The sequence below is a fragment of the Actinospineispora acaciae DSM 45401 genome (assembly GCF_000620785.1).
GTDB classification, from domain to species: domain Bacteria; phylum Actinomycetota; class Actinomycetes; order Mycobacteriales; family Pseudonocardiaceae; genus Pseudonocardia; species Pseudonocardia acaciae.
Genome location: NZ_JIAI01000009.1, coordinates 273,825 through 298,807, shown reverse-complemented (window position 1 = coordinate 298,807; position 24,983 = coordinate 273,825). Strand labels below are relative to the sequence as shown.

Here is a 24,983-nt window from a genome sequence, read left to right as displayed (position 1 = left end):
TCGCGGTGGCTCCGACTGTTTCTTCCACCACCGCCCCCGCCACCTCTACCTACCGGTTGCAGCTCAACGCCGGCCAGACCTTCGCCGACGCCGCCGCTCTGACGGACTACCTGGCCGACCTGGGCGCGGGGGCGCTGTACGCCTCGCCGATGCTGGAGTCCGCGCCCGGCTCGAACCACGGCTACGACGTGGTGGACCCGACCAGGGTGTCCGCCGAGCGCGGCGGCGAGGAGGGCCGGCGCGCGATGGTGGCGGCGCTGCGTTCGGCGGGGCTCGGGCTGGTGGTGGACATCGTGCCCAACCACGTCGGGGTCGCGGTGCCGACGGCGAACCCGTGGTGGTCGGACGTGCTGGTGCGCGGCCGTGAGTCGGAGTACGCGCGGTACTTCGACATCGACTGGGACGCCGGCGCGCTCTTGCTGCCGGTGCTGGGCTCGGGCGACGACTCCGAGCTGGACCGGCTGGAGCTGGTCCGCGACGAGAACGGCTACCCCGGGCTGCGCTACTACGAGCATTTGTTCCCGGTGGCGGTGGGGAGCGCGGACTCCGGCACCGCGCGGGAGGTGCACGAGCGGCAGCACTACCGGCTGGTGCACTGGCGGCGCGGCGCGGCCGAGCTGACCTACCGGCGGTTCTTCGACGTGTCCGGGCTGGCCGCGGTTCGCATCGAGGATCCGACGGTGTTCGCCGCCGTGCACGGCGAGGTGCTGCGCTGGGTGGCGGCCGGCGAGGTGGACGGGCTGCGGGTGGACCACCCGGACGGGCTGGCCGACCCGGGCGCCTACCTGCGGCGGCTGCGCGCGGCGATCGGGCCCCGGCGCTGGCTGCTGGTGGAGAAGGTGCTCGGCGTGGGCGAGACGCTGCCGGCGTCCTGGCCGGTGGACGGCACCACCGGGTACGAGGCGCTGCGCGAGCTGTGCGGGGTGTTCGTGGACCCGTCCGGCGCCGGGCTGCTCACCCAGTTCGCCGCCGAGCACACCGGCGAGCGGCTGGCCGCGCATGTCGCGGAACGCCGGGCGCGCCGGGAGGTGGCCGACACGATCCTGGCCGCCGAGGTCCGCCGGATCGCCGCGCTGCTGCCCGAGCTGGACCCGGCGAAGGCCACCGACGCGACCGCCGAGCTGCTCTCGTCCTTCCCGGTGTACCGCTCCTACCTGCCGGAACGGCGCGAGGCGCTGGACGTCGCGGTGTCCGTGGCCCGGTGCAACCGCCCGGACCTGACCGAGGCGTTCGAGCTGGTCCACCGCCGGATGCTCGCCGAGCCGGGCGGTGAGCTGGCGCGGCGCGTGCAGCAGACCTCCGGGATGGTCACCGCGAAGGGCGTCGAGGACACCGCCTTCTACCGCTGGAACCGGTTCGTGGCGCTGAACGAGGTGGGCGGCGAGCCGTCCCGGTTCGGCGTCTCGGTGGCCGAGTTCCACGCGGCGGCCGCCGCTCGGGATGCCGGCACGCCGGCCGGCATGACCACGCTGTCCACCCACGACACCAAGCGTTCCGAGGACGTCCGGGCCCGGCTGGCGGTGCTGGCCGAGATCCCTTCGGAATGGGCGGACGCGATGCGCGGGTGGGCCGCCGCGCACCCGCTGCCGGACCGGTCGCTGGAGCTGCTGGCCTGGCAGTGCCTGGTCGGGGCGTGGCCGATCCCCGCCGACCGGTTGTCCGCGTACCTGCTCAAGGCCGCCAAGGAGGCCAAGCTCGTCACCAGCCACACCGACCCGGTGCCCGAGGTGGACGAGGCGATCGCGCGCTGGCCGGAGTCCGTGCTCTCCGATCCCGCCGTGACCGCCTCCGTCGAGGAGTTCGTCGCCCGCATCGCCCCCGCCGGCCGCTCCAACTCCCTGGGCCAGAAGTTGCTCCAGCTCGCCGGCCCCGGCATACCGGACGTCTACCAGGGCACCGAGCTGTTCGAATACTCCCTGGTCGACCCGGACAACCGCCGCCCGGTGGACTTCGCCGCCCGCCGCGCCCTGCTGGCCCGCCTCGACGAGCACTGGCTGCCCCCGCTGGACGACCCGAGTGGCGCGTCAAAGCTCCTGGTCACATCGGCCGCCCTGCGCCTGCGTCGCTACCGCCCCGAGCTGTTCGGCGGCTACCGCCCGCTCACCGCCGACGGCCCCGCCGCCGCGCACGCGCTCGCGTTCGCCCGCGACCCCGGCCTGGTCGCCGTGGCCACCCGACTCCCCCTGACCCTGACCGCCCGAGGCGGCTGGTCCGACACCACGCTCGCCCTCCCCGCCGGCGCCGACGACTGGACCGACGTCATCACCGGCCAACCCGTACCCAGCGCGACCCCCCACCTAGCCGACCTCCTCACCCACTACCCCGTAGCCCTCCTCGTCCGCCCCGCCTAACCCCCACCCCCGCCCGCCACCGCCGGCCATCTCGCTCGCACACCCCGTTCGTGTCCCGCACACCTGCTGCAGCGCGTGTGCGAGGTACGAAGTCGGTGTGCCAGCGCCAGAAAGAGCGCGGCCGCGCTGGTCTTGACACCCCGGGCGGAGGGCTCTAGCTTTCCGGCGAGTAATCGTTTTCTCGCCGGGCGCCCAGCCGCTACGGTGGGTCGCTCACGGGCAACGGGCGCACGGACGAGCAACGGCGCGAGGTGTGATGGACGGCAAGCTCGGCGCACCCAGAACCATGGCGGACATGGTCGGCGTGAGCAAGTCTTTCGGCGGCGTCCGGGCCGTCCGGGAGGTCGACTTCAGCCTGCGGCCGGGTGAGGTGCACGCGCTGCTCGGCGAGAACGGCGCGGGCAAGTCCACCCTGATGAAGATCCTCTCCGGCGAGGTCGGCGGGTACCGGGGCGAGATCCGGATCGACGGCCGGCCGGTGCACCTGACCAGCCCCTCGGACGCCCAGCGCGCCGGCATCGCGATGATCCACCAGGAGCTGGACCTGGTGCCGGCGCTGTCCATCGCGGAGAACGTCTACCTCGGCCGCGAGCCGCGCACCCGGCTGGGCACCGTGGACATGGCGCGGATGGTCTCCGACACCGCGCGGCTGCTCACCCGCACCGGCGTCACGCTCGACCCCCGCCGGCCCGTCGAGCAGCTGCGCACCGGCGAGCAACAGCTCGTGACCATCGCCAAGGCGCTCTCCCTGGACGCCCGTATCCTGATCATGGACGAGCCCACCTCGGCGTTGTCCACGCACGAGGTCGAGCAGCTGTTCGGGGTGATCGCCGAGCTGCGCAGGGCCGGCACCAGCATCGTCTACATCTCGCACCGGATGGACGAGATCGGCCGCGTCGCCGACCGGGCGACCGTGCTGCGCAACGGCTCGGTGGTGGCCGAGTTCGACGCCCGCGCGATGACCGCCACCGAGGCCTCCGAGGCGATGGTCGGCCGGCCGCTGCACCTGATGTTCCGCGCCGGCTCGGACGACGCGGAGGAGCCGGCGTCCGCGCACGGCGAGCTGTTGCGGGTGGAGAACCTCGCGCTGCGGCTGCGACAGCCCCGCTCGGGACGCCGCGACCCGGCCGGGATCAGCCTGCGGGTGCGCCGGGGCGAGATCGTCGGCCTGGCCGGGCTGCTCGGCGCCGGCCGGACCGAGCTGCTGGAAACCCTGTTCGGGGTCGGCTCGAAGGGGCACTGGGACGGCCGCGTGCTGCTGGACGGCAAGCCCATCCGCCCCAGGAGCCCGCGCCAGGCGATCAAGCTCGGGATCGCGTTCGTGCCCGAGGACCGCCGGATCGCCGGCCTGGCGCTGGAGCACTCCGTGCTGGCCAACACCGTGCTCTCCGTGGTCGAGCGCATCGCCAGGCTGGGCACCGTGTCCAGGGCGACCGAGCGCAGCGTCACCCGGAGCACCGTCGAGCGGCTCGGGGTCAAGCTCGCGTCCCTGACCAGCCCGGTCGGCTCGCTGTCCGGCGGCAACCAGCAGAAGGTGGTGCTCGGCCGCAACCTGCTCACCGAGCCCGCGCTGCTGCTGCTCGACGAGCCGACCCGTGGCGTGGACGTGGGCGCGAAGGCCGAGATCTACCGGCTGCTCGGCCAGGCCGCCGCGCAGGGCGTGGGCGTGCTGCTCGCCTCCTCCGAGCCGGCCGAGCTGATCGGCGTGTGCGACCGGGTGATCGTCCTCAGCGGCGGCCGGAACGTCGCCGAGCTGAACACCGCCGAGGTCACCGAGGCCGAGCTGCTCGCGGCCACCATGAACAACGGCGCCAACGGAACCGACAGCGCGGCCAGCCAACCGGAGCTGGCCACGGGGGAAACGCCATGAGCGACGACACGAAGACCGAGACCGCCCAGCCCACCGAGCCCGGCACCCAAACCGCTCCGGCCGCGCCCACCGCCGGCCCGAGCAGGGGCGCGACGATCGCGGCCTCGCTGTTCAAGTTCCAGAGCCTGTTCGGCCTGGTGCTGGTGTTCCTCGCGGCGGTGGCGTTCTCCCCCACCAAGAACGGCGAGCTGCTGTTCCTGAACTCGCAGAACCTGTTCAACGTGGTGCGGTCGATCTCCGAGATCGGCATCCTGGCCGTCGGCATGACGCTGGTGATCCTGATCGGCGGGATCGACCTCTCGGTCGGCTCGGTGCTCGGCCTGGCCAGCGTGGGCGCCGCGATCCTGCTGGTGGAGAACGACTACGGGGTGGCCGCCGCCGTCCTGGTGGTGCTGGCCATCGGCTTGGGCTTCGGCCTGCTGCAGGGCTTCGCGGTCGCGCGGTTCGGCATCCAGGCGTTCATCGTGACCCTCGCCGGCATGCAGATCGCCCGAGGCCTGGCCAGGATCTGGTCCGGCGGCCAGGGCATCTCGATCACCTACGGCGACGGCCCCGAACAGGCCCCCGTGGTGTTCTCCCTGCTCGGCGAGCGAACCTTCGACGGCCTGGTCCCGATCCCCGCGCTGATCTTCATAGTGGTCGCGGCGCTGGCCATCGTGCTGCTGCGGGTCAGCGCGTTCTCCCGGCACGTCTACGCGATCGGCGGCAACGAGAAGGCCGCGCGCCTGTCCGGCGTCCCGGTCACCCGCGTCAAGGTCATCGTCTTCGGGATCTGCGGCCTGCTCGCCGCGCTGGCCGGGATCGTGCACGCCGGCCAGCTCAACTTCGGCGGCCCGAACGACGGTGCCATGTACGAGCTGGACGCGATCGCCGCCGTGGTGATCGGCGGCACCAGCCTGATGGGCGGCCGAGGCTCGGTGGTCGGCACCGTCGCCGGCGCGCTCCTGGTCGGCGTCCTGCGCAACATCCTGGCCCTGAACAACATCGACTCGAACATCCAGCTACTGATCATCGGATGCGTGATCGTCCTCGCCGCGGGTCTCCAGCGGCTCCGGCCCGCCTCCATGGGCTCCTAACAAGAAAGGATTCGGCGAATGACGACGAAGTCATCCGGCGGCCGCACCCTGGCCGCCGCACTGCTGGCCTGCGCGCTGGCCGCCCTCACCGCATGCGGTACCACCAGCGAGAACGCCCCGAAACCCCCCGGTGGCCAGGCCGCCACCCCGGCGAAGTGCGGCCCGAACGGCAAGTACACCATCGGCATGAGCCAGGCCAACGTCGCCGAGCCGTACCGCCAGCGCATGGACGACGACATCCGCAAGGCCGCCGCCACCGTCCCCCAGTTCACGGTGAACTTCGCCGACGCCGCCCAGGACAACTCCAAGCAGGTCGAACAGGTCGATACCTTCCTGGCCCAGCAGATCGACCTGCTGATCATCAGCCCGAACGAGGCCACCCCGCTCACCGCCCCCGTCAAGCGCGCCTACGACAAGGGCATCCCCGTCCTGGTCCTGGACCGCAAGGTCGACGGCACCGCCTACACCACCTGGATCGGCGCCGACAACGTCGACATCGGCAAGCAGGCCGGCCAGTACTTCGCCAAGACCCTGCTCCCGAACGGCGGCAAGATCGGCGTGCTCAAGGGCCTGGCCGGCTCCACCCCCGCCAAGGAGCGCAGCGACGGCTTCAACGAGGGCATCAAGGGCTCCAAGATCGAGGTCGTGGCCACCGCCGACGGCGACTGGCTGCGCGACAAGGGCCAGGCCCAGGCCGACGCCATGCTCAAGGCCCACCCCGACATCCAGGCCATCTACTCCGAGAACGACCCGATGGCCGAGGGCGCCCGCATCGCCGCCCAGAACGCCGGCAAGACCGACCTGGTCATCACCGGCATCGACGGCCTGCCCATCGAGTCCGGCGGCCTCAAGGCGGTCTCCGCCGGCCGCCTGTCCGCCACCCTGCTCTACCCGACCGGCGGCAAGGAGGCCATCGACGCCGCCAAGCAGATCTTGATCGACTGCAAGCAGCTGCCCAAGACCCAGACGCTGTCCACCAAGCTCGTCACCAAGGACAACGCCGACCAGGTCTACTCCGAGCTGAACAAGGGCTGACCTGGACGGACGCGCTCCCGGTACTTCGCGGTCGAGGGGGCCGCGAAGTACCGGGCGCCGGCGGACGGCCTACACCCTGAGCACGGTTGGTCGGGGTTTCCGGCGGGGTGTTTGGGTGTGGTCGAGCCACTTCGGGGGGATGAACTCGGGGAACCCGTCGACCATGCGGATGGTCCAGCCGGCGCGGTGAACCATCCGATGATGGGTGACGCACAGCAACACCATCGAATGGATCGCGGTGCGGCCGCGATGAGCCCAGTGCACGACGTGGTGAACCTGGCATCGGTAGGCCCTGGCGTCACAGCCCGGGTAGGCGCAACCGCGGTCTCGCGCGACCAGCCCGTCACGCTGCGGCTTGGTGGCCGTGCGCTGTGTGCGGCCGACGTCGAGGACTTCGCTGTTGCCACCCAACACCACCGGGACAACGCAGGCGTCGCAGAGCAACCGTCGGAGGTCGCCGGCGCCGATGTAGCCGCCGTAATCCAGCGTGGCGCCCTTGGCATCGTGGAGCAGGGTGTCGTAGCCGATGCTGATCACCGCGTGCGGCCGCTGCCCACCCTTAACTGGCAGCCGGCCTTCGTCCAGGGCGTTCTCGCAGATCTCGCCCAACGCGTCGGCCTGGCGTTCGCCCAACGTCTTCTGTTGATCGTCAGGCTTGAGGGCAGCCTCGATCGCCCGAGCGAACATCTCGAAGGTCACCGAGTCCAACTCGCCCTTGACCCGCCCACCCACACCGTTGCGGGACTTGGACAGGTGCAACACGTTGACCTGATCCTCACCATCCCCCGGCGGCGGACCATCCTGATCCAACTGCTCGATCAGCTCCCGAGCCATCCTGTCCAACTCATCCGGCCGATACAACCGCGCCCAATCCGCCAACTGCACCTCAGCGGCCGCCCACCGCGCCGGGTCGATCCGCCGCGCCGCCTCCGACGACAAATGCCGCTCGATCACATCGGCATGCTGGGCGTCGATCTCACCAGTGGCCAACACGGTCGCCGTGGCCGGGAGTTTCGGCTCAACGGGATGTCCATCCAGAGTGGTGGGGAACACCGCCCGCGCCACCGCCACCATCCGCGCGGACGCACGGCGAGGCACCCGCAGGATGTCCGACACCGCCGGCGCCGCATCCGCCCCACGCTCGGTGAACTCGCCCTCACGGTCCAGCCGCGCGATAGCGCAGATGTCGCCGTAACGAGCCAACCGCTGCAGCCTGGCACCCAACTTCAGCGCCTCGATCAACTCAGATCCGTCAGCGACCGCCACCAGCGCGCGAACGCGGACCATCGCCTCGATGGCCTCACCGTACGCCGCGAGCAGCGCGCTTCCGGACATACCGTGATCGTGCCCGGGGGGTCTGACAGTTTCGTCATGCTCGACGCCCGTACCCCGCAACCAAGAGGACACCAGCCCGGTTTTGATCATGAAATACCGGACTGACGCCCCCTCAGCCCACCGAAACGCAACCACCAAGCCGGGAACACCACGAAAAGTGACCAAAAGACACCCAAAGTGACCGGCCACCACCCGGGTACGGCACCCAAACCGCACCCAGAAAATTTCAGTTCGCCGGAAATCCCGCCAGGGATTTTCGAACGAAACAAATGACGGCACGCACCCCCACGAACCTCAGATCCGATCAGCCGCGATCAACAAGTAATGGAAACTCCCCTCCCGGTAAGCATTAAGGAAAGCTTCCTCGATCCCAGTAGCCACCGAGGACTGCGCCCGCAACTCCCAGTACGGAATGGTCTGAGCCGTAAGATCAACCACATTGATCGGGACCAGGTTGTTCGCGGTGAGCGCCTTGAAGTAATGGCTGCGCGGGTGAATGTTACAAGTGTAGTGCTCGTCAATCTTGCTGACGGCCTTCGACCGCCCACCCGTCACATCGTTGTAGCAACCAGTAATGCACACATACCGGCCACCATACTCCAGCAGCCGGGAGAACTCGGCGTAAAGATCGAAAAGGTCCACATACATGGTCGTCTCGTTCGTCCAGATGCCGCGCTTTGACCCGGTGTCGAACCCGGTGTCGAGCATGTTGCGGAAATGGAACTGGACATCATCCGAGCAGCCCCACTGGACGGCCTGCTCGTTCGCGAAGCCCACTTGATACTCCGAGATCGTGACACCATCAACCCGGCAGCGGAAACGGTGGTTCGCCATGATGCTGGTGCCGCCCCGCCCGGACCCGGCGTCCAGGAGCTGGTCCGTCGGTTGGACGTCACCGAGGTAGTCGAGGAGGACGTCCGCCTGCGCTGTCTCCAGCCGGTGCATTTCCTGGATGATCCGGGCGTCGCGCGTCTCTTCCGGTCCCTCCAGTACGGAGGCGTCGTACTCGCCGATCCCGTAATGGTGATGGTAGAGGCCGTCGATCTCGCCGAGCCGCAGGTTGACCGGGTCCTGCTGGTTGTTGTTCCAGTATGCCGCGACCGACTTCTGGTACGCGGTGCGCAGGACCTTGCTCTCGACAGCGGTGGACGTCATGAGTGCTCCTCTCGGGTGGACCTTCGATTTTACTGGTGGTAGCGGGCAGTCGTGGCGTGCCATTCACGGCTGCCGCCCAACCATGCCCACGTGTCGGCAAAGAACCGTCGTAGCATCGGCGAGCCGACGACGCTCAGCGCGCCGGCCTCTTCCACGAACTTATGCATCAGCTCGTTGTGGATTTCGACGGTGCGTTTGATCGCCTCCCTGGGGGTGCATTTTTCCTCGGCGGCGATGACCCGTGGGAGGTTGAAGTCGTTCTCCGATTCGGCGGCGCCCGAGTGCAGGTCGTTGAGCAGCACGTTGGCGTCGCCGGCCATGGTGAACGCCCGGCGCACCCGAGGGTCGAAGAACTCGACGCTGGGCAACTCGTAGCCGGCCAGGACGTCGATCAGGATCATCGGCGGCAGGTAGCTGTTGAGATGGCGCTGCACCAGGTACTCCCAGACCGGCGGGGTGCGGCCGTTGGCGTGCCAGTCGGCCTCCTGGTTCCAGGCCACGTACAGGATCGACATCTGGTGCTGGAACCGACCGAGCTGGGACGCCGTGGTGTAGCGGGCGAGGTGCTCCATCGCGGTGCGGAACGCGGTGGCGATGGGCTCGGCGTCCCGGTAGGCGTCCAGCTGGGGCGCGTACCGGGCCGGCAGCGGCGCCGGGTCCACGATCGCGTGCAGCTTGGCCAGCCGCGAGCCGACCACCTTCGGGTCGGCGCCCAGCGAGACCTCGTCGACGTAGTAGTCGTCCGCGGCCCACTCGGCGACCACGCACTTGGTCGCCGCCAGCAGCCGATCCGGGTCGTCGGTGGCCGGATGGGTCAGCATGATCAGGCGCCCGAAGTTGCACGCCCGGAGCTTGTCCAGCCGTCCCTCGTAGATCCCGATCTCCTCGGCCCAGTCCACCAGCCGTTCGTTCACCTCCTCCCCCAGCGCCGGGTCGTCGCGGATCGGCCCCGGGCAGAACAGCTCGGGCATCGAGTCGTCGTCCTCGGCCTCGGACTCCGACGAGGGTTCCGGGGACGGCGACGGCGACGGCTCGGTCAGGAGCCGAGGGAACCGCAACCCGGCCATCCCGACCCCGCTGGCGAACCGGCGCACCGTCGAGGGCACCGCGGCCTCCGCCCCCGCACCGTCCGCCGCGAGCAGCGCGGACAGATCCGTCGAGGGCGCCCCCGTCATGTCGGCCAGGATGTCCGTGCCGGCCGCCAGTACGGTCATGCCGACCTCCCCAGTTCCACGTTCTCCAGCACGCCGAGCGCGGACGGCACCAGCACCGCGACCGAGAAGTACGCGCTCACCAGGTAGCGAGCGATCGCGTTCTCCCCGATCCCCATGAACCTGACGTTCAGCCCGGGCTCGCACTCGTCGGGCAGCCCGGTCTGGCGCAGCCCGACCACCCCGTTGCTCTCCTCCCCGACCCGCATGGCCAGGATCGACGTGGTGCCGTCGGGGTTGATCGGGATCTTGTCGCAGGGCAGCATCGGCACCCCTCGCCAGGCTCGCACCCGCGCACCGTCGACCTCGACCCCCTCCGGGTACAGCCCGCGCCGGGTGCACTCCATGCCGAACGCGGCGACCGCGCGCGGATGGGCGAAGAAGAACCTGGTCTTGCGCCGCCTGCTGAGCAGCTCGTCGAGGTCCTCCGGGGTGGGCGGCCCGGTCCGGGTCTGGATCCGCTGGCCGAGGTCGGCGTTGTGCAGCAGCCCGAACTCGCGGTTGTTGACCAGCTCGTGCTCCTGGCGCTCGCGCAGCGCCTGCACGGTCAGCCGCAGCTGCTGCTCGAGCTGGTCCATCGGCTCGCGGTAGAGGTCCGCGACCCGCGTGTGCACCCGCAGCACGGTCTGCGCCACGCTCAGCTCGTACTCCCTGGGCGCCAGCTCGTAGTCCACGAACGTGCTCGGGATGTCCGGCTCGCCGGCGTGACCGGAGGCGAGGTCGATCGGCGCCTCCCCGTACTTGTTCGCGGGCGGCGCCGTCGAGTCGCGCACGGCGTCGATGTGCGCCCGCAGCCCCGGCGACGCGGACAGCTGCCGTTCGAACGCCTCCCTGGTCAGGACGAGCGCCACGCACCGCGTCACCGCCGCGCCGGTGAACTCCCACTCGCCGCCGCGCATCAGCTCCGCCGCGCCGAAGTGGTCGCCGTCGGTCAGCGTGCCGAGCACCGAGGCGTCCCCGTACTTGCTGGTGGCGCGCTTGTCGATCTTGCCGTGGGCGATCAGGAACAGCTCGTCCGCCCGGTCGCCCTCGGCCGCGAGCACCTCCCCCGCCGCGTACTCCCGCTGCTCGAACGCACCGGCCAGCGCGGCCAGCGGCTCGTCGTCGGGCAGCTCGCGCAGCGGCGCCAGCTCGCGCAGCTCGGCCGGGATCACCCGGATCCGCTCGCCCTCGCCGACGAAGGTCAGCCGCCCGTCACCGACCGTGTAGGTCAGCCTGCGGTTGACCCGGTAGGTGCCCGCCGCGAGGTCGACCCAGGGCAGCGTGCGCAGCAGCCAGCGGGGCGTGATGGCCCGCATCTGGGGCACCGTCTTGGTGGTGGTGGCCAGGTTGCGCGCCGCCTCCGTACCGAGGCTGTGCCGCCGTTGCTCCTCGACAGAAACGGGTTCGGCTAGCTCTGTCATCTTAGTCTTCGCGGCCGATCTCGACATCCTCGAGCACCGCAAGCGCATCCGGGACCAGGATCGCCGCCGAATAGTAGGCGCTGACCAGATACGACATGATTGCCTTCTCGCTGATGCCCATGAACCGCACCGAGAGCCCCGGCTGGTACTCGTCCGGAATTCCCGTCTGGTGCAGGCCGACCACGCCCTGGTTCTGCTCGCCGGCCCGCACCAGCATGACCGAGCTGGTACGCGCGTCGCTCACCGGGATCTTGTTGCACGGGAAGATCGGGATGTCCCGCCAGGCCGGTATCTTGTGGCCGCCGAAATCGACGCCACTGGGGTAGACACCGCGTTTGGTGCATTCCCGCCCGAACGCGGCGATCACCCGGGGGTGGGCCAGGAAGAATGCCGGTTCCTTCCACACCATGGAAAGGAGCTCGTCGAAGTCGTCGGGAGTGGGCGCGCCGGCGCGAGTGGGGATGCGCATGCTCAGGTCCGCGTTGTGCAGCAGGCCGAACTCGCTGTTGTTGACCATCTCGTGCTCCTGGCGCTCGCGCAGCGCCTCCACGGTCAGCCGCAGCTGCTGTTCGAGCTGGTTCATCGGCTCGTTGTAGAGGTCCGCCACCCGGGTGTGCACCCGCAGCACGGTCTGCGCCACGCTCAGCTCGTACTCCCTGGGCGCCAGCTCGTAGTCCACGAACGTGCCGGGAAGGTCCGGCTCGCCGGCGTGGCCGGACGACAGGTCGATCTCGGCCTCACCGTGCTCGTTGCGGGCCGGCCCGTCCTCGGAGCGCACCCGGTCAAGGTGCTCGCGCAGCGACTCGGCGTTGCCGACGAACTCGTCGAACCGCTCCTTGCCGAGGCTGAGCACGATGCACCTGGTCACGGCCTTGGCGGTGAACTCCCAGATGCCGTCCTCGGTGGCGATCTCGCGGTCGCCGAAGTAGTCGCCGTCGGCCACCACGCCGAGCGTGGTGCTCTCCCCGTACTTGCCGACACCCGTCTTACTGATCTTGCCGTGCGCGATCAGGTAGAGCGCGTCGGCCTGGTGGCCGAACTCGACGATGACGTCGCCGGGCCGGAACTCGCGCTGCTCGCAGCGGTCCGCCAGGGCGGCCAGCACCTCGTCGGAGTCGTCGGCGTCGAACGTGCGCAGCATCGGCAGCTCGCGCAGCTCACCCGGCACGACGCGGACGTCGTCGCCGACGTTCGTGAACGTCAACCGCCCGTCGCCGAGGGCATAGCTCAACCGCCGGTTCACCCGATACGTCCCACCGGTCGCCTCGACCCAGGGCAACTTGCGCAAAAGCCAACGCGAGGTGATGCCCTGCATTTGGGGCACTGACTTTGTGGTGGTCGCCAAATTGCGCGCGGCGGCCGTACTCAGGCTCTGCCTCGACCGTTCTTCCTCGACCTCGGTTCCGGGCTCCAGCACGTCGGTCACGATTCACACCTTTCAATCCGGGCACGCAGGGGCCGTGCGCGCACGCGAGTACGCACATGATTCATGTTCGCTGAACTTATTTAAGTGAACTGATCGCCGAGCTGTGCCCGTGTGGGAGTTGTGGGCTGAATGGGCCGGCCGGACGAAAGCCAATATAGCAGCGCGGCCGCCTCGTCCCTATCTATCGAATGAGTGACGAGCGGTCGCACCCGGGGTCACTGCGTAATGGGCCAACCGGGCACCCCGGGTAACTCCCAGGTGCCATAACCGACGAGTACGCTTGACTCATTATCGGGCGAGCTGCCAGGATCACGCATTCTTTGAACGGGTCAGTTTCGACGGCTGCTGCCGCGTTCGATGAGCCGGGCGTCGAGGGTGCGGACGGTGACCTGGTGAGCGTCGCCTTCGATGCGGTCCAGCAGCAGCCTGGCGGCGACGGCGCCGAGCTCGTAGGCGGGCTGGGCGACCACGGTGAGCGGCGGGTCGATCAGCGTCGCCCACGGCGCGTCGTCGAAGGCGACCACCCCCACGTCGGTGCCCAGCCGGCGGCCGGCGGTCCGCAGCGCCTCCAGCGAGCCGACCGCCTGCGCGCTGTTGGCCACCAGCAGCCCGTCCACCACACCGGCCGTCCGCAACAGCTCCGCCGTGGCCCGCTCGGCGCCCTCGGCGCGGTACTCCGCGCGGCGCACCAGGCCCGGATCGGCCGCCATCCCGGCCGCCGCCAGCGCGTCGCGGTAGCCGGCCAGCCTGTCGTCGGCGGTGCGGATGCCGGGCGGGCCGGTCACGCAGGCGATGCGGCGGTAGCCGGCCGCCACCAGGTGCGCGGTCGCCTCCTGCGCGGCCAGCCGGGTGTTCACCAGCACCTGGTCGACGTCGTCCAGCGGGCGGTCCACCGCCACCACCGGCGTGCCCCGCCTGCGCAGCACCTCGACGCTGGTGGACTCCCCGGTCGGCGAGATCACCACGCCGGCCACCCGCTCCTCCACCGCGACGTCGAGGTAGCGGCTCTCCTTGTCCAGCTTCTCGTCGGAGTTGCACAGCACCACGGAGTAGCCGGCGGTCAGCGCGACGTCCTCGACGCCGCGCGCGATCGCGGTGAAGAACGGGTTCTCCACGTCGGAGATGATCAGCGCGAGCACGGCGGTGCGCCGCTTGCGCAAACTCCGGGCCAGGCCGTTGGGGTGGTAGCCGAGCTCGGCCGCCGCCTTGCGCACCCGCGCGACCAGCTGCGGGTCCACCGACTCCTTGCCGTTCAGCGCCCGGGACACGGTGGCCACCGAGACCCTGGCCAGCGCGGCCACGTCGCTGATGGTCGCCATCTCGACACCCCTTGACCGCCTATTGACACTGTTCAGTAGGAACAATAACGTCTTGAGTAATCGATTACTCGCAGGGTGGCTCTGAGAGCGCGGCGCCGCGGCCGGTCGAGGTTGCTGTTGCCTCGCCGACCGGAACCGGACCGGATGCTAAGGAGGGGCCGTGGCCCGCATTGGCGTGATCAGTATCTCCGACGGCCGCGATCACGTGCACGCCCGCAACGCCGAGTTCATCGCCGCCAAGCAGGCCGGCCTGGTCGAGTCGCTGCGGGCCGCCGGGCACGAGGTGGTGGTCGGCTCCGACCTGGTCTCCCGCAACGACCTGGCCGGCTCGGTGGCCCGCGAGGTGGCCGCCGCCGGCGTGGACGTCACGATCTTCTACTACGCGGTGTGGGCGTTCCCGCACTTCACCATGCTGGCCGCCGACGCCACCCGGAGCCCGCTGATCCTGGTGGCCAGCACCGACCCCACCGAGCCCGGCCTGGTCGGCATGCTGGCCGCCGGCGGGGCGCTGGACCAGATCGGGCGGAAACACACCCGGCTGTGGGGCGCGCCCGACAGTGCTGATGGCGGCGCCGGGCTGGTCGAGGCGGCCGGGGCGCACGCGCGGGCGGCTGCCGCCGTGGCGTCGCTGCGCGGGTCCACGTTCGGGCGGTTCGGTGGGCGGCCGATGGGCATGAACACCACGGTGGCGAACACCGACGAGTGGATGCGCCGCTTCGGCATCGACGTGGAGGAGATCGACCAGTACGAGCTGGTGCTGCGCGCGGAGAAGGCGGACGCCGGCGAGGCGGCCAAGGCCCGCGAGTGGATCGAGCAGCACGCCGCCGGGGTGCACTACGACGGCAACAAGCTCACCCCGGAGCTGCTGGAACGGCAGATCCGCAGCTACCTGGCCATCCGCGAGATCATCGCCGAGCGCAAGCTGGACTTCTCCGGGATCAAGGGCCAGCCCGAGCTGACCGAGCACTTCGCGACGATGGACGTCACCGAGGCGTTCCTGAACGACCCGTACGACTGGAACGGCCCCAAGCCCGTACACATCACCGCCACCGAGGCGGACATGGACGGCGCGCTGACCATGCAGCTCATGCACAAGGTCTCCGGCGACCCGGCGCTGTTCGCCGACGTCCGGCACTACCACGCCGACCGCGACATCTGGGACCTGTGCAACTCCGGCCAGCACGCCACCTGGTACGCCGCGCGCAGCGACGACCCCGCCGCCAACCTGGCCAGGGTGAACTTCTACCCCGAGGTGTTCTTCTTCCCGGCCGGTGGCGCGTCCGTGCAGCACATCGCGGCGCCGGGACAGATGACGTTGGGCCGGTTAACCAGGGAGAACGGCGAGTACCGGCTGCAGCTGATGCTCGGCGAGTTCGAGACCTACGACGACGCGACGACCCGGGAGCTGGTCAACCAGTCCACGCCGGAGTGGCCGCACGCGTTCGCCCGGCTGGACGTGCCGGCCGAGCGGTTCCTGTCCCGGTTCGGCGCCAACCACATCCACGCCGTGCCCGGCGACCGCCGCGCCGAGATGCGCGCGGTGGCCGACCTGCTCGGCGTGCGGCTCGACGAGTGGTCACGTGGCTGACAGCCTGCTGGTCGGCATCGACATCGGCACGGCCAGCTCCAAGGGCGTACTGGTCTCGCCCAGCGGTGAGGTGCTGGCCAGGGCGTCGCGGCCGTGTTTACCCCAGGAGCCCCGCCCACCCCACCGGACGTCGTACCCCCACCCCGGCTGGGTGGAGCACGACGCGGAGAGCGTCTGGTGGGCGGACTTCCTGGCGCTGAGCCGCGAGCTGGTGGCCGCCGCCGACGGGCGCTCGCTGGCCGGGCTGGCGGTCAGCGGCATCGGGCCGGTGCTGCTGCCCGCCGACGCCGACGGCCGGCCGCTGCGCCCGGCGATCCTCTACGGCGTGGACACCCGCGCCACCCGGGAGATCGACGAGCTGACCGAGGAGCTGGGCGCGGACGCCATCCTGGCCAGGGCCGGGACGCCGCTGTCCTCGCAGGCGGTCGGGCCGAAGTGGCGCTGGCTGGCCCGCCACGAGCCGGAGGTGTACGAGAAGACCAGGCTGTTCCTGATGGCCAGCTCCTACCTCGTGCACAAACTGACCGGCGAGTACGTGCTGGACCACCACTCCGCCAGCCAGTGCGACCCGATGTACGACCTGCGCGCGGCCGGCTGGGCGTATGACTGGGCGGCGCGAGTGGCGCCCGGCATCGAGCTGCCGAGGCTGGCCTGGCCGACCGAGGTGGTCGGGACGGTCACGGGCACGGCGGCCGCCGAGACGGGGCTGCCGGCGGGGCTGCCGGTCACGGCGGGCACGGTGGACGCCTGGGCCGAGGCGACCAGCGTGGGCGTCACCGAGCCCGGCGACACCATGGTCATGTACGGCAGCACGATGTTCCTGATCCAGGTGCTGGCCGAGCCGGCGCCACACCCCGCGCTGTGGACCACCCGGGGCGTGTGGCCGGGCAGCTACTCGATGGCCGCCGGGATGGCCACCTCCGGGCTGATCACGGACTGGCTGCGCGGGCTGGTCGGTGGTGAGTTCGCGGACCTGGTCGCGGAGGCGGCGAAGGCCCCGGTCGGCGGGAACGGGCTGCTGTTGCTGCCGTACTTCGCCGGCGAGCGCACCCCCCTGTTCGACCCGGACGCGCGCGGCGTGCTCGCCGGGCTGACCACCCGCCACGGCGTCGGCGAGATCTACCGCGCCACCCTGGAGGGCATCGCCTACGGCGTGCGGCACAACCTGGAGACCATGCCGTCCGATGGCGCCCGCAGGCTGGTGGCCGTCGGCGGCGGCACCCAGGGCGGGCTGTGGACCCAGATCGTCAGCGACGTCACCGGCCAGGAGCAGCTCGTACCCACCGAGACCATCGGCGCGGCCCTCGGCGACGCCCTGCTGGCCGCCGTCGCGACGGGCTCACGCCCCGACGCCGCCGCCTGGAACCCGCCGTCGACAACCGTCCGCCCAACCCCCTCGGCCACCGACGAGTACGCCCACTACTACCACCACTACCGCAACCTCTACCCCGCCACCGCCGACATCGCCCACTTCCTGGCCTCCCGCCAGCGCTGAGGGCTGACCGCGGTTAGGTGCGGGCTGGGACGGGCTCCTGCTCGGGTGCGGTGGTGCGGCTGGCTTCCCGGGCGGGCTGGGCCGGGCGGGCCGGGGCGGGTGGCGGGCCGGCGGCGGGCCTGGCCGGGCCGGAGCGGAGCATGAACGCCAGCACCAGGCCGAGCAGGCACAGCCCGGTCACCGCCAGGAACACGTTGGCGTAGGTGGTGGTCACGATGTGCTTCTGCAGCTCCTGGTAGATCGGCAGCAGGCCCTTCGAGCCCTGCTCGGCGGCCTTGCCGAGGCGCTCCGACTGGGCCGGGTCCATCTGCGAGCCCCAGTCGCCGAGCAGCTGGGCCTGCTGGGCGGTGATCAGCCCGCCGAACACGGCCAGCCCGACGCTGGAGGACACCCGCTGCATCACGTTGTTCATCGCGCTGCCGGCGCTGGTCAGCACGGGCGGCAGCGCGGAGAGGCCGCCGGTCATGATCGGCATCATGCACAGGCCGACCCCGATGTTGCGGATCACCGTCCACCAGATGAGGTCCGCGCGCGGCAGGTCGGGGGTGATCTGCGCGGTCAGGTACGAACCCACGCCGGTGATGATCAGCCCGATCACCGCCGGCCAGCGCGGTCCGATCTTGTCGTAGAGCTTGCCCGCGATCGGCATCATCACGGTCATGACCAGCGCGGAGGGCATCATCACCAGGCCGGCGTCCAGCGCCTCCATGCCCTGGGTGATCTGCAGGAACTGCGGGACGTAGTACAGCGTGCTGAACATGCCGATCATGAGAACGCCGATCAGCAGCAGCGAGTTGACGTACGGCCAGACCTTGAACACCCGCAGGTCCAGCAGCGGCGCATCCACCTCCAGCTCGATGACCACGAACAGCGCCAGGCTGAACAGGCTGGACACGATCAGGATCAGGATCGGGTAGCTGGTCCAGCCCCAGTCCTGGCCCTTGTCGGTGGCCAGCAGCAGCGCGAACAGCCCGTATGCGATGAACAGGAAGCCCCAGAAGTCGAACTTGGGCCAGGTGGTGGGCCGCACCCGGGGCAGCACGACGGCGGCGGCGATCGCGCCGATGATGCCGACCGGCACGTTGATGTAGAAGATCAGCCGCCAGTCCACGTACTCCACCAGGTAGCCGCCCAGCGTCGGGCCGACACCGGGCGCGAAGACCACCCCGAGCCCGTACATGCCCATCGCGGTGCCGATCTTCTGCGGCGGCACGATGCGGTACAGCATGGTCATGCTGACCACCGGCAGGATGCCGCCCGGGATGGCCTGCAGGATCCGGAAGAAGACCATGCTGTCCAGGTCCCACGCCATGCCGCACAGCGCCGAGGCGACCGTGAAGCCGAGCAGCGAGGCCAGGTAGAGCCGGGTCACGCCGATCCGGCTGCCCAGCCACGCGGACAGCGGCACCACCACACCGAGCGCCAGCGTGTAGCCGGTGACCACCCAGGTGATGTCCTCGGTGCTGGCGCCGAGCGCGCTCTGCATGCGCGGGATCGCGACGTTGACGATGCTGGTGTCCAGCACCGACATGAACATGCCGGTGATGAGCACGATCAGCGGAAGCACCCAGCCGCCGGAGCGTGCCTCCCCCTCGGATTCACGAGCCATGGTCTCCACAGTTACATAGAGAACGTTAGGTACTCAAATTAATTGCTGAGCGTTCTCTAAGTATGTCCGAAATCACCTTGACCCCGCTGGTCGGGCGCGCCGTCCACCCACTTGATAGATCGTTCTAATGTAGGGTGGCGACGGGGCTAGCGGGCGCGAACGAGCGGGGCGATTGACGTGACACTGCCGGACACTCGGACCAGGATCCAGGACACCGCCGCGACGCTGTTCCGCCGCAACGGCTACGCGAGCACCGGCCTGAAGCGGATCGCCGCCGAGTCCTCGGCGCCGTTCGGGTCGATCTACCACTTCTTCCCCGGCGGCAAGCAGCAACTGGCCGAGGAGACGATCCGGACGGCCGGTCGGGAGTACGGGCGGCTGGTACTCGCACTGCTGGAGTCCGTGCCGGACCCGCTGGAGTCCATCGAGCACGCGTTCGCCACCGCCGCGGAGAACCTGGCCGCCACCGACTACGCCGACGCCTGCCCGATCGCCACCGTCGCGCTGGAGGTCGCCAGCACCAACGACCCCCTCCGCCTGGCGACGGCCCGCGTGTTCGACGAGTGGGTCCAGGCCGGGACCGACTGGTTCGGCCGGTGGGTCCCCGACGCGGAGTCGGCCCGCTCCCTGGCATACACCATGATCATGGTCCTGGAAGGCGCCTTCATCCTCGCCCGCGCCGCCCGCGCCCCCGACCCCCTCCTGGTCGCCGGCCACTCCATGTCCCAGCTCGCGCGCGCCGCCATGGACTAGCCCGTACACCCAGTTCGTACCCGGCACACGCGCTGAAGCAGGTGTGCCGGGTACGGAGTGGTTGTGCGGGGCGGTCAGACGTGCACTTCGGTGCGGTCGGGGGGTGGGGCGGGGACGGTGGGAGTGGGGCGTTTGGGCTCGGGTGGGGGTGGGGCGGCGGCGCGGGTGGCCTTGCCGTGGCGTAGCAGGAAGGCGAGGACTACGCCCACCACGCACAGGCCGGTCACCATGATGAACATGTTGGCGTAGGCGGTCGTCGTGGCGTCCTTCTGTAGTTGCATGTAGTACGGGAGCAGGCCTTCCGGGCCCCGCTGCTCGGCCTCGGCGATCTCGGGCAGGGCGTTCGGGCCGGAGGACATCATCGAGCCTCGGTCGGCCATGAACTGGGCCTGCTGGGCGGTGATCAGCCCGCCGAACACCGCGAGCCCGAGGCTGGCGGACACCCGCTGGACCACGTTGTTCAGCGCGCTGCCCACGCTGACCTGCGCGGCCGCCAGCGCCGCCACGCCGGCCGTCATGATCGGCATCATGGACAGCCCGATGCCGATGTTGCGGATGGTGGTCCACAGGATGATCTGCGCGCGCGGCACGTCCGGGGTGATCTGGGCGAGCAGGAACGAGCCGTACGCGGTCAGCGACAGCCCGATCACGGCCGGCCACCGGGGCCCGAACCGGTCGTAGAGCTTCCCGGCGATGGGCATCAGCACCACCATCACCAGCGCCGAGGGCATCAGCACCAGGCCGGAGTTGAGCGCCTGCAGGCCCTGGATCACCTGCAGGAACTGCGGGATGTAGTACAGCGAGGTGAACAGCCCGATCGAGATCACCGAGATCAGCAGCAGCGAGTTCGTGTACGGCCAGACCTTGAACACCCGCACGTCCAGCAGCGGTGCGTCCACCTCCAGCTCGATGACCACGAACAGGGCCAGGCTGAGCGCGCTGGAGACGAGCAGGATCAGCACCCGGTAGCTGGTCCAGCCCCAGTCCTCCCCCTTGTCCGTGGCCAGCAACAGCGCGAACAGGCCGTAGGCACTGGTGACGAAGCCCCACAGGTCGAACCTGGGCCAGCTCGTCGGCTGGATCCGGGGGAACACCGCGAGCGCGGCCACCGCGCCCAGGATCCCGATCGGCACGTTGATGTAGAAGATCAGCCGCCAGTCCACGTACTCGACCAGGTACCCGCCCAGGGTCGGCCCCACCGCCGGCGCGAACACCACGCCGAAGCCGTAGAGGCCCATCGCGGCGCCGATGCTCTCCATCGGCACGATCCGGTAGAGCATCGTCATGGTGATCACCGGCAGCACCCCGCCGGGGATGGCCTGGATGACCCGGAAGGTGATCATGCTGGACAGGTCCCAGGCCATGCCGCACAGCGCGGACGCGACGGTGAACCCCAGCAGCGAGCCCAGGTAAACCCGGGTGGCCCCGAACCGGTCGCCCAGCCAGCTGCTCAGCGGCACGATCACGCCCAGCGCCAGCGTGTAGCCGGTGACCACCCACCTGATGTCCTCGGTGCTCGCGCTCAGCGAGGTCTGCATCCGAGGGATCGCGACGTTCACGATGCTGGTGTCCAGTACGGACATGAACATGCCGACGATCAGCACGACCAGCGGCAGCACCCAGCCCGAGGAACGGCCCGACCGAGCTGTCGCCTCTGACATATTTGATTACAGTAGTCAGTGACGTGATGTTCGCCGGCCATGTCCCCGATCGTGTGCCCGTAGGATCGCGCCACGTGACCGAGTTCGGTGTGTGGGCGCCCGGCAAGGCGCGGGTGCGGGTTGAGGTGGACGGCGAGCGGCACGAGCTGGCGCCCGCCGGGGACGGCTGGTGGCGGGTGGAGGTGCCGGCGGCCGGCCCGGGCAGCCGCTACGCCTACCTGCTCGACGACGACCCGACCCCGCTGCCCGACCCGCGCTCGCCGCGCCAGCCCGAGGGCGTGCACGCCCCGTCGGCCGTGTACCGACCGGACACGTTCGCCTGGACCGACCACGCCTGGACCGGCCGGGCGCTGCCCGGCAGCGTGCTCTACGAGCTGCACATCGGCACCTTCACCTCGGCGGGCACCTTCGACGCGGCCATCGAGCGGCTCGACCACCTGGTTCAGCTGGGCGTGGACCTGGTCGAGGTGCTGCCGGTGAACGCGGTGGACGGGCCGCGCAACTGGGGCTACGACGGCGTGCTCTGGTACGCGGTGACGGAGAACTACGGCGGGCCCGAGGCGTTCCAGCGGTTCGTGGACGCCTGCCACGCCCGGGGCCTGGGCGTGGTGCTGGACGTGGTGTACAACCACCTCGGCCCGTCCGGGGCGTACCTGGACCGCTTCGGCCCGTACTTCCGGGGCAGCAACATCTGGGGCCCGTCACTGAACCTGGACGGCCCGGGCTCGGACCAGGTGCGCCGGTACGTGATCGAGAACGCGCTGATGTGGCTGCGCGACTTCCACCTCGACGGGCTGCGGCTGGACGCGGTGCACGCGCTGCTCGACACCAGGGCCGTGCACCTGCTGGAGGAGCTCGCTGTCGAGGTGGACGGGCTGGCCGCGCACGTCCGCCGGCCGCTGAGCCTGATCGCGGAGTCGGACCTGAACGACCCCCGGCTGGTCACCGCCCGCGAGGGCGGCGGCTACGGGCTGGCCGCGCAGTGGAACGACGACGTGCACCACCAGCTGCACGCCGCCCTGACCGGCGAGCGCCAGGGCTACTACGCCGACTTCGGCACGCTGCCCGGGCTTGCGCAAACCCTGCGCCGGGCGTTCTTCCACGCCGACACGCCGTCCAGCTTCCGCGGCCGCCGGCACGGTCGACCCGTGGACACCCGGCTCATCCCCGGCCACCGCTTCCTGGCCTACCTGCAGAACCACGACCAGGTCGGCAACCGTGCCGCCGGCGACCGGATCTCCGCGAGCCTGTCCCCCGGGCTGCTGGCCTGCGGCGCGGCGCTGGTGCTGTGCTCGCCGTACACCCCGATGCTGTTCATGGGCGAGGAGTGGGGCGCGCGGACCCCGTGGCAGTTCTTCTCCCACTTCCCGGACGCCGAGCTGCGCGAGAACGTCCGCCGGGGCCGGTTCGAGGAGTTCGCCGAGCACGGCTGGGACGCGGGCGTGACCGTCCCGGACCCGAACGCCGAGGGCACCTTCACCGGCTCCACGCTCGACTGGTCCGAGCCGGCCGCCGAGCCGCACGCCACGCTGCTGCGCACCTACCGCGAGCTGATCGCGCTGCGCCGGGCCCGGCCGGAGCTGTCCGACCCGTGGCTGGACCGGCTCGGCGTCCAGGTCGACGAGGCCGCGCGGACGGTGGTGCTGGTCCGGGGAGCGCTGCGGGTGGTGGTCAACCTGGGCGCGAGCGCCGCCGATGTCGGGTTGGACGCGCCGGTCGGGGAGGTGCTGCTCACCAACGCGGAGGCCAAGGCGACCGACGCCTCGCTGCGGCTCCCACCGGAGGCGTTCGCGGTGGTCGAGCTGGTGACCAAGCTTTAGGCCGGCGTTTCGACCTGTTGGTGATGACGCAGGTCCGGCAACAGATCCGGATCCAGCGGCGCATCGATTCGGTACTCCACGATGGTCGCCGGGACAGGGCCGCTCCGATGTGGCCGGTTTCGGCGGATGGCAGACATCCGGTGGTTTCCGTCGATGACGAGCAGCTGCTTTCTCGACAACTGGAGGGTCACGATCTCGACCTGTGGAAGTGTGGCGTGTGGACGCAGTTGCAGCGCGTCCGCCATCGAGTCGATCGTGGCACGTGAATGCTCCGGCAGGCCGTCGTAGTAATCGTCGATCTCGGAGAACCGTATCGGGCGAGCGCCGGCGGAATCGTACGCGGCCAGAACCTTCTCGGGCGTCGTGTACCAGACGGAGAAGACCTCGTGTTCTTCGAGCCAGGCTATGGACCACTCGCGATGCACGGTGATCCGCCCGGTGCCCGATTCGACGTGCTTGCGCAGCAGCTCCCAGTTCAGGTGTGCTCGGATCCGCTGGCCGATCTCGCCCCGGCGGAAGCTCCTCTCGAACGGCTCGAACGGGACCGCGTCGCCCGGCCCGCTGGCCCGCCGCAGGTCCCGCAGGAACAGCCGCAGCTCCAGGAACTCCGTCGACTCGCGATCGGCGCGGTCGCGCACCTGAGCGTCGAGCTCCCCCGCCAGCTTCTCTGTCGCCCGCGCAAGCGCGACCCATTCGTCGCGGCTCCAGTAGGTATACGGTCGCACCGACCCGGTCACGAGATCGAACAAGCGCCGCGCGGCAAGCCTGAGCGTTTCGAGATACTCTCGCCGTGAAACCGGGTCGGCGTATCGGAGGAGATGAAGCCCGGCACGCGCGTCAATGAGTATTTGTTGCCCGACACTCGCCTCGCAGTGCGCCCGGAGGGCATCCAAGGCTCCGGTTACGGCGGCGATCTTCTCCACGAGTTCCGAGCTGGCCACGGACTCCTGCAACTGTGCCTGTCGACGCGACAGCAGCACGGTGGCCACCGTGACGACGTAGGCAAAGACGATGTTGCTCGCCCACTCGCTGGCCGTCCACGGAGTGCCGATGAGCACGAGGATGAGGTGCAGGACCGCCGCGATCGGTGGAATCGCCAACAGCGGCCAGTACCCTACGACCGCCTTTAGCGCCTTGCCCCGTGCGCCCATCAGGCCCGCCCACATGGTCTTGTTGTGCCGCGAATGCGAGCCTAACCCAGCGCCGCGTCACGGAGGTCTCGTTCGGGAGTCCGTGCTGAGGACATGTCGGCGCGCGGTGATCAGGGGTGGTCACGCTCCGTCCGCCGGTGGGCGGGTGACGTCGTAGAGCTCCCAGTCGAGCTTCCAGAAGGCCTCGAGACCGTGTTCGGCGATGTAGCGGAGCTCGGAGTCGTGGATCGGGTAGCACTCGCTGAGGTTGATCGGCTTCTCGTCGCCGACGTCGATGCCGCTGTCCTCCGGGTCCAGCGTCGACGGGGCGAAGATCATGAAGGCCGACATCGTGGAGTCCGGGGCGATGGGGACGCCGAAGTCGATCGTGTTGCCGTAGCTGAACGGGCAGTCCCCGCGCAGCCGGTCGACCAGGTGACCGATCGCTAACGCCCAGGAGATGTCCGTGGACGCGACGTTGATGATCAGCTCGGGCCGGCCGAACCGCCAGTCGGGGTGGTCGGTGCTGGACAGGCCGTAGGTGATGCCGGTGAGCAGTCCGTCCGCCAGGTTCCGGTAGGCGATGACCCAGGTCTTCTCCCCGCCGGGCGTGCTCGGCTCGATCGGGTGGAAGGTGGGCTCGACGCCGCCGGACAGGCGGTCGAGGTGAGCGAGGAAACGGGCGGCGCGCGTGCTCGTCACGTCCGCATCATGCTCCGGCTCGGCGCGGCGGGCACGATCGGGCG

The 24,983-nt window shown here is 70.0% G+C and carries 18 protein-coding genes; 8 read left to right on the top strand and 10 right to left on the bottom strand.

Translation table 11 applies throughout. From position 1 onward, the window contains the following. Nucleotides 1-5 precede the first annotated feature (5 nt). The 4 genes from treY (at nucleotide 6) to N912_RS0133420 (ending at nucleotide 6,332) form a co-directional block, all read left to right on the top strand. Nucleotides 6-2,351: a malto-oligosyltrehalose synthase gene (gene treY / locus N912_RS0133435; protein ID WP_051581174.1), complete on the top strand. Its 2,346-nt coding sequence runs from the start codon at nucleotides 6-8 to the stop codon at nucleotides 2,349-2,351. Nucleotides 2,352-2,607: 256 nt separating this feature from the next. After that, on the top strand, nucleotides 2,608-4,221 hold the full coding sequence (locus N912_RS0133430; RefSeq protein WP_028925833.1) for a sugar ABC transporter ATP-binding protein: 1,614 nt from the start codon (nucleotides 2,608-2,610) through the stop codon (nucleotides 4,219-4,221). Continuing rightward, on the top strand, nucleotides 4,218-5,297 hold the full coding sequence (locus tag N912_RS0133425; protein ID WP_028925832.1) for an ABC transporter permease: 1,080 nt from the start codon (nucleotides 4,218-4,220) through the stop codon (nucleotides 5,295-5,297). Before N912_RS0133430 ends, N912_RS0133425 begins: the two co-directional genes overlap by 4 nt. A gap of 18 nt (nucleotides 5,298-5,315) precedes the next feature. Continuing rightward, nucleotides 5,316-6,332, top strand: coding sequence for a substrate-binding domain-containing protein (locus N912_RS0133420; protein ID WP_028925831.1), 1,017 nt, complete (start codon nucleotides 5,316-5,318; stop codon nucleotides 6,330-6,332). 69 nt (nucleotides 6,333-6,401) lie between these two features. Here N912_RS0133420 and N912_RS56285 read toward each other — a convergent pair whose 3' ends face one another. The 6 genes from N912_RS56285 to N912_RS0133390 form a co-directional block, all read right to left on the bottom strand. Then, nucleotides 6,402-7,667, bottom strand: a complete 1,266-nt coding sequence (locus N912_RS56285) for an HNH endonuclease signature motif containing protein (protein WP_051581158.1) — start codon at nucleotides 7,665-7,667, stop codon at nucleotides 6,402-6,404. A gap of 294 nt (nucleotides 7,668-7,961) precedes the next feature. After that, nucleotides 7,962-8,822, bottom strand: coding sequence for a geranyl diphosphate 2-C-methyltransferase (locus N912_RS0133410; protein WP_028925830.1), 861 nt, complete (start codon nucleotides 8,820-8,822; stop codon nucleotides 7,962-7,964). A 29-nt stretch (nucleotides 8,823-8,851) separates the two neighbouring features. Then, nucleotides 8,852-10,036 carry a family 2 encapsulin nanocompartment cargo protein terpene cyclase gene (locus tag N912_RS56280; protein ID WP_051581157.1) on the bottom strand — a complete coding sequence of 395 codons (1,185 nt, stop codon included), beginning with the start codon at nucleotides 10,034-10,036 and terminating at the stop codon, nucleotides 8,852-8,854. Beyond that, entirely contained in the window at nucleotides 10,033-11,436 is a 1,404-nt protein-coding gene (locus tag N912_RS0133400; protein ID WP_028925829.1) for a family 2B encapsulin nanocompartment shell protein, read from the bottom strand. Before N912_RS0133400 ends, N912_RS56280 begins: the two co-directional genes overlap by 4 nt. Nucleotide 11,437: 1 nt before the next feature. Beyond that, nucleotides 11,438-12,853: a family 2B encapsulin nanocompartment shell protein gene (locus N912_RS0133395; protein WP_425415341.1), complete on the bottom strand. Its 1,416-nt coding sequence runs from the start codon at nucleotides 12,851-12,853 to the stop codon at nucleotides 11,438-11,440. Between the two features lie 338 nt (nucleotides 12,854-13,191). Continuing rightward, nucleotides 13,192-14,181: a LacI family DNA-binding transcriptional regulator gene (locus N912_RS0133390; protein WP_028925827.1), complete on the bottom strand. Its 990-nt coding sequence runs from the start codon at nucleotides 14,179-14,181 to the stop codon at nucleotides 13,192-13,194. Between the two features lie 160 nt (nucleotides 14,182-14,341). On the opposite strand from N912_RS0133390, the gene N912_RS0133385 reads away from it, so the two are divergent. Next, nucleotides 14,342-15,769: an L-fucose/L-arabinose isomerase family protein gene (locus N912_RS0133385; protein ID WP_028925826.1), complete on the top strand. Its 1,428-nt coding sequence runs from the start codon at nucleotides 14,342-14,344 to the stop codon at nucleotides 15,767-15,769. Further along, a complete protein-coding gene (locus tag N912_RS0133380) occupies nucleotides 15,762-17,264 on the top strand; it encodes an FGGY-family carbohydrate kinase (RefSeq protein WP_028925825.1) in 1,503 nt (500 codons plus the stop codon). The genes N912_RS0133385 and N912_RS0133380 overlap by 8 nt, the downstream gene beginning before the upstream one ends. 13 nt (nucleotides 17,265-17,277) lie before the next feature. Here N912_RS0133380 and N912_RS56275 read toward each other — a convergent pair whose 3' ends face one another. Beyond that, complete coding sequence (locus N912_RS56275) at nucleotides 17,278-18,873, bottom strand: DHA2 family efflux MFS transporter permease subunit (RefSeq protein WP_156994208.1); 1,596 nt, start codon at nucleotides 18,871-18,873, stop codon at nucleotides 17,278-17,280. Between the two features lie 177 nt (nucleotides 18,874-19,050). On the opposite strand from N912_RS56275, the gene N912_RS0133370 reads away from it, so the two are divergent. Next, nucleotides 19,051-19,626, top strand: coding sequence for a TetR/AcrR family transcriptional regulator (locus N912_RS0133370; protein WP_425415340.1), 576 nt, complete (start codon nucleotides 19,051-19,053; stop codon nucleotides 19,624-19,626). A 74-nt stretch (nucleotides 19,627-19,700) separates the two neighbouring features. On the opposite strand, the gene N912_RS56270 is transcribed toward N912_RS0133370, so the two are convergent. Beyond that, a complete protein-coding gene (locus N912_RS56270) occupies nucleotides 19,701-21,287 on the bottom strand; it encodes a DHA2 family efflux MFS transporter permease subunit (RefSeq protein WP_084211437.1) in 1,587 nt (528 codons plus the stop codon). A 74-nt stretch (nucleotides 21,288-21,361) separates the two neighbouring features. Between N912_RS56270 and treZ the strand changes: the two genes are divergently transcribed. Further along, nucleotides 21,362-23,107 carry a malto-oligosyltrehalose trehalohydrolase gene (gene treZ, locus N912_RS0133360; RefSeq protein WP_028925823.1) on the top strand — a complete coding sequence of 582 codons (1,746 nt, stop codon included), beginning with the start codon at nucleotides 21,362-21,364 and terminating at the stop codon, nucleotides 23,105-23,107. Here the strand turns inward: treZ and N912_RS0133355 are convergent. Further along, the gene (locus tag N912_RS0133355) at nucleotides 23,104-24,273 is read right to left on the bottom strand and encodes a hypothetical protein (RefSeq protein ID WP_028925822.1); all 1,170 of its coding nucleotides are present in this window, start codon (nucleotides 24,271-24,273) and stop codon (nucleotides 23,104-23,106) included. The two genes, treZ and N912_RS0133355, sit on opposite strands and share 4 nt — an antisense overlap. Nucleotides 24,274-24,378: 105 nt before the next feature. Then, complete coding sequence (locus N912_RS0133350) at nucleotides 24,379-24,939, bottom strand: suppressor of fused domain protein (RefSeq protein ID WP_028925821.1); 561 nt, start codon at nucleotides 24,937-24,939, stop codon at nucleotides 24,379-24,381. Nucleotides 24,940-24,983 lie beyond the last annotated feature (44 nt).

Coding starts and splice junctions, on each gene's coding strand:
- N912_RS0133410 (WP_028925830.1), bottom strand. CDS start 8,822: ATGACGTCCACCGCTGTCGAGAGCAAGGTCCTGCGCACCGCGTACCAG.
- N912_RS0133400 (WP_028925829.1), bottom strand. CDS start 11,436: ATGACAGAGCTAGCCGAACCCGTTTCTGTCGAGGAGCAACGGCGGCAC.
- N912_RS56275 (WP_156994208.1), bottom strand. CDS start 18,873: ATGGCTCGTGAATCCGAGGGGGAGGCACGCTCCGGCGGCTGGGTGCTT.
- N912_RS0133420 (WP_028925831.1), top strand. CDS start 5,316: ATGACGACGAAGTCATCCGGCGGCCGCACCCTGGCCGCCGCACTGCTG.
- N912_RS0133425 (WP_028925832.1), top strand. CDS start 4,218: ATGAGCGACGACACGAAGACCGAGACCGCCCAGCCCACCGAGCCCGGC.
- N912_RS56270 (WP_084211437.1), bottom strand. CDS start 21,287: ATGTCAGAGGCGACAGCTCGGTCGGGCCGTTCCTCGGGCTGGGTGCTG.
- N912_RS56280 (WP_051581157.1), bottom strand. CDS start 10,036: ATGACCGTACTGGCGGCCGGCACGGACATCCTGGCCGACATGACGGGG.
- N912_RS56285 (WP_051581158.1), bottom strand. CDS start 7,667: ATGTCCGGAAGCGCGCTGCTCGCGGCGTACGGTGAGGCCATCGAGGCG.
- N912_RS0133430 (WP_028925833.1), top strand. CDS start 2,608: ATGGACGGCAAGCTCGGCGCACCCAGAACCATGGCGGACATGGTCGGC.
- N912_RS0133355 (WP_028925822.1), bottom strand. CDS start 24,273: ATGTGGGCGGGCCTGATGGGCGCACGGGGCAAGGCGCTAAAGGCGGTC.
- N912_RS0133390 (WP_028925827.1), bottom strand. CDS start 14,181: ATGGCGACCATCAGCGACGTGGCCGCGCTGGCCAGGGTCTCGGTGGCC.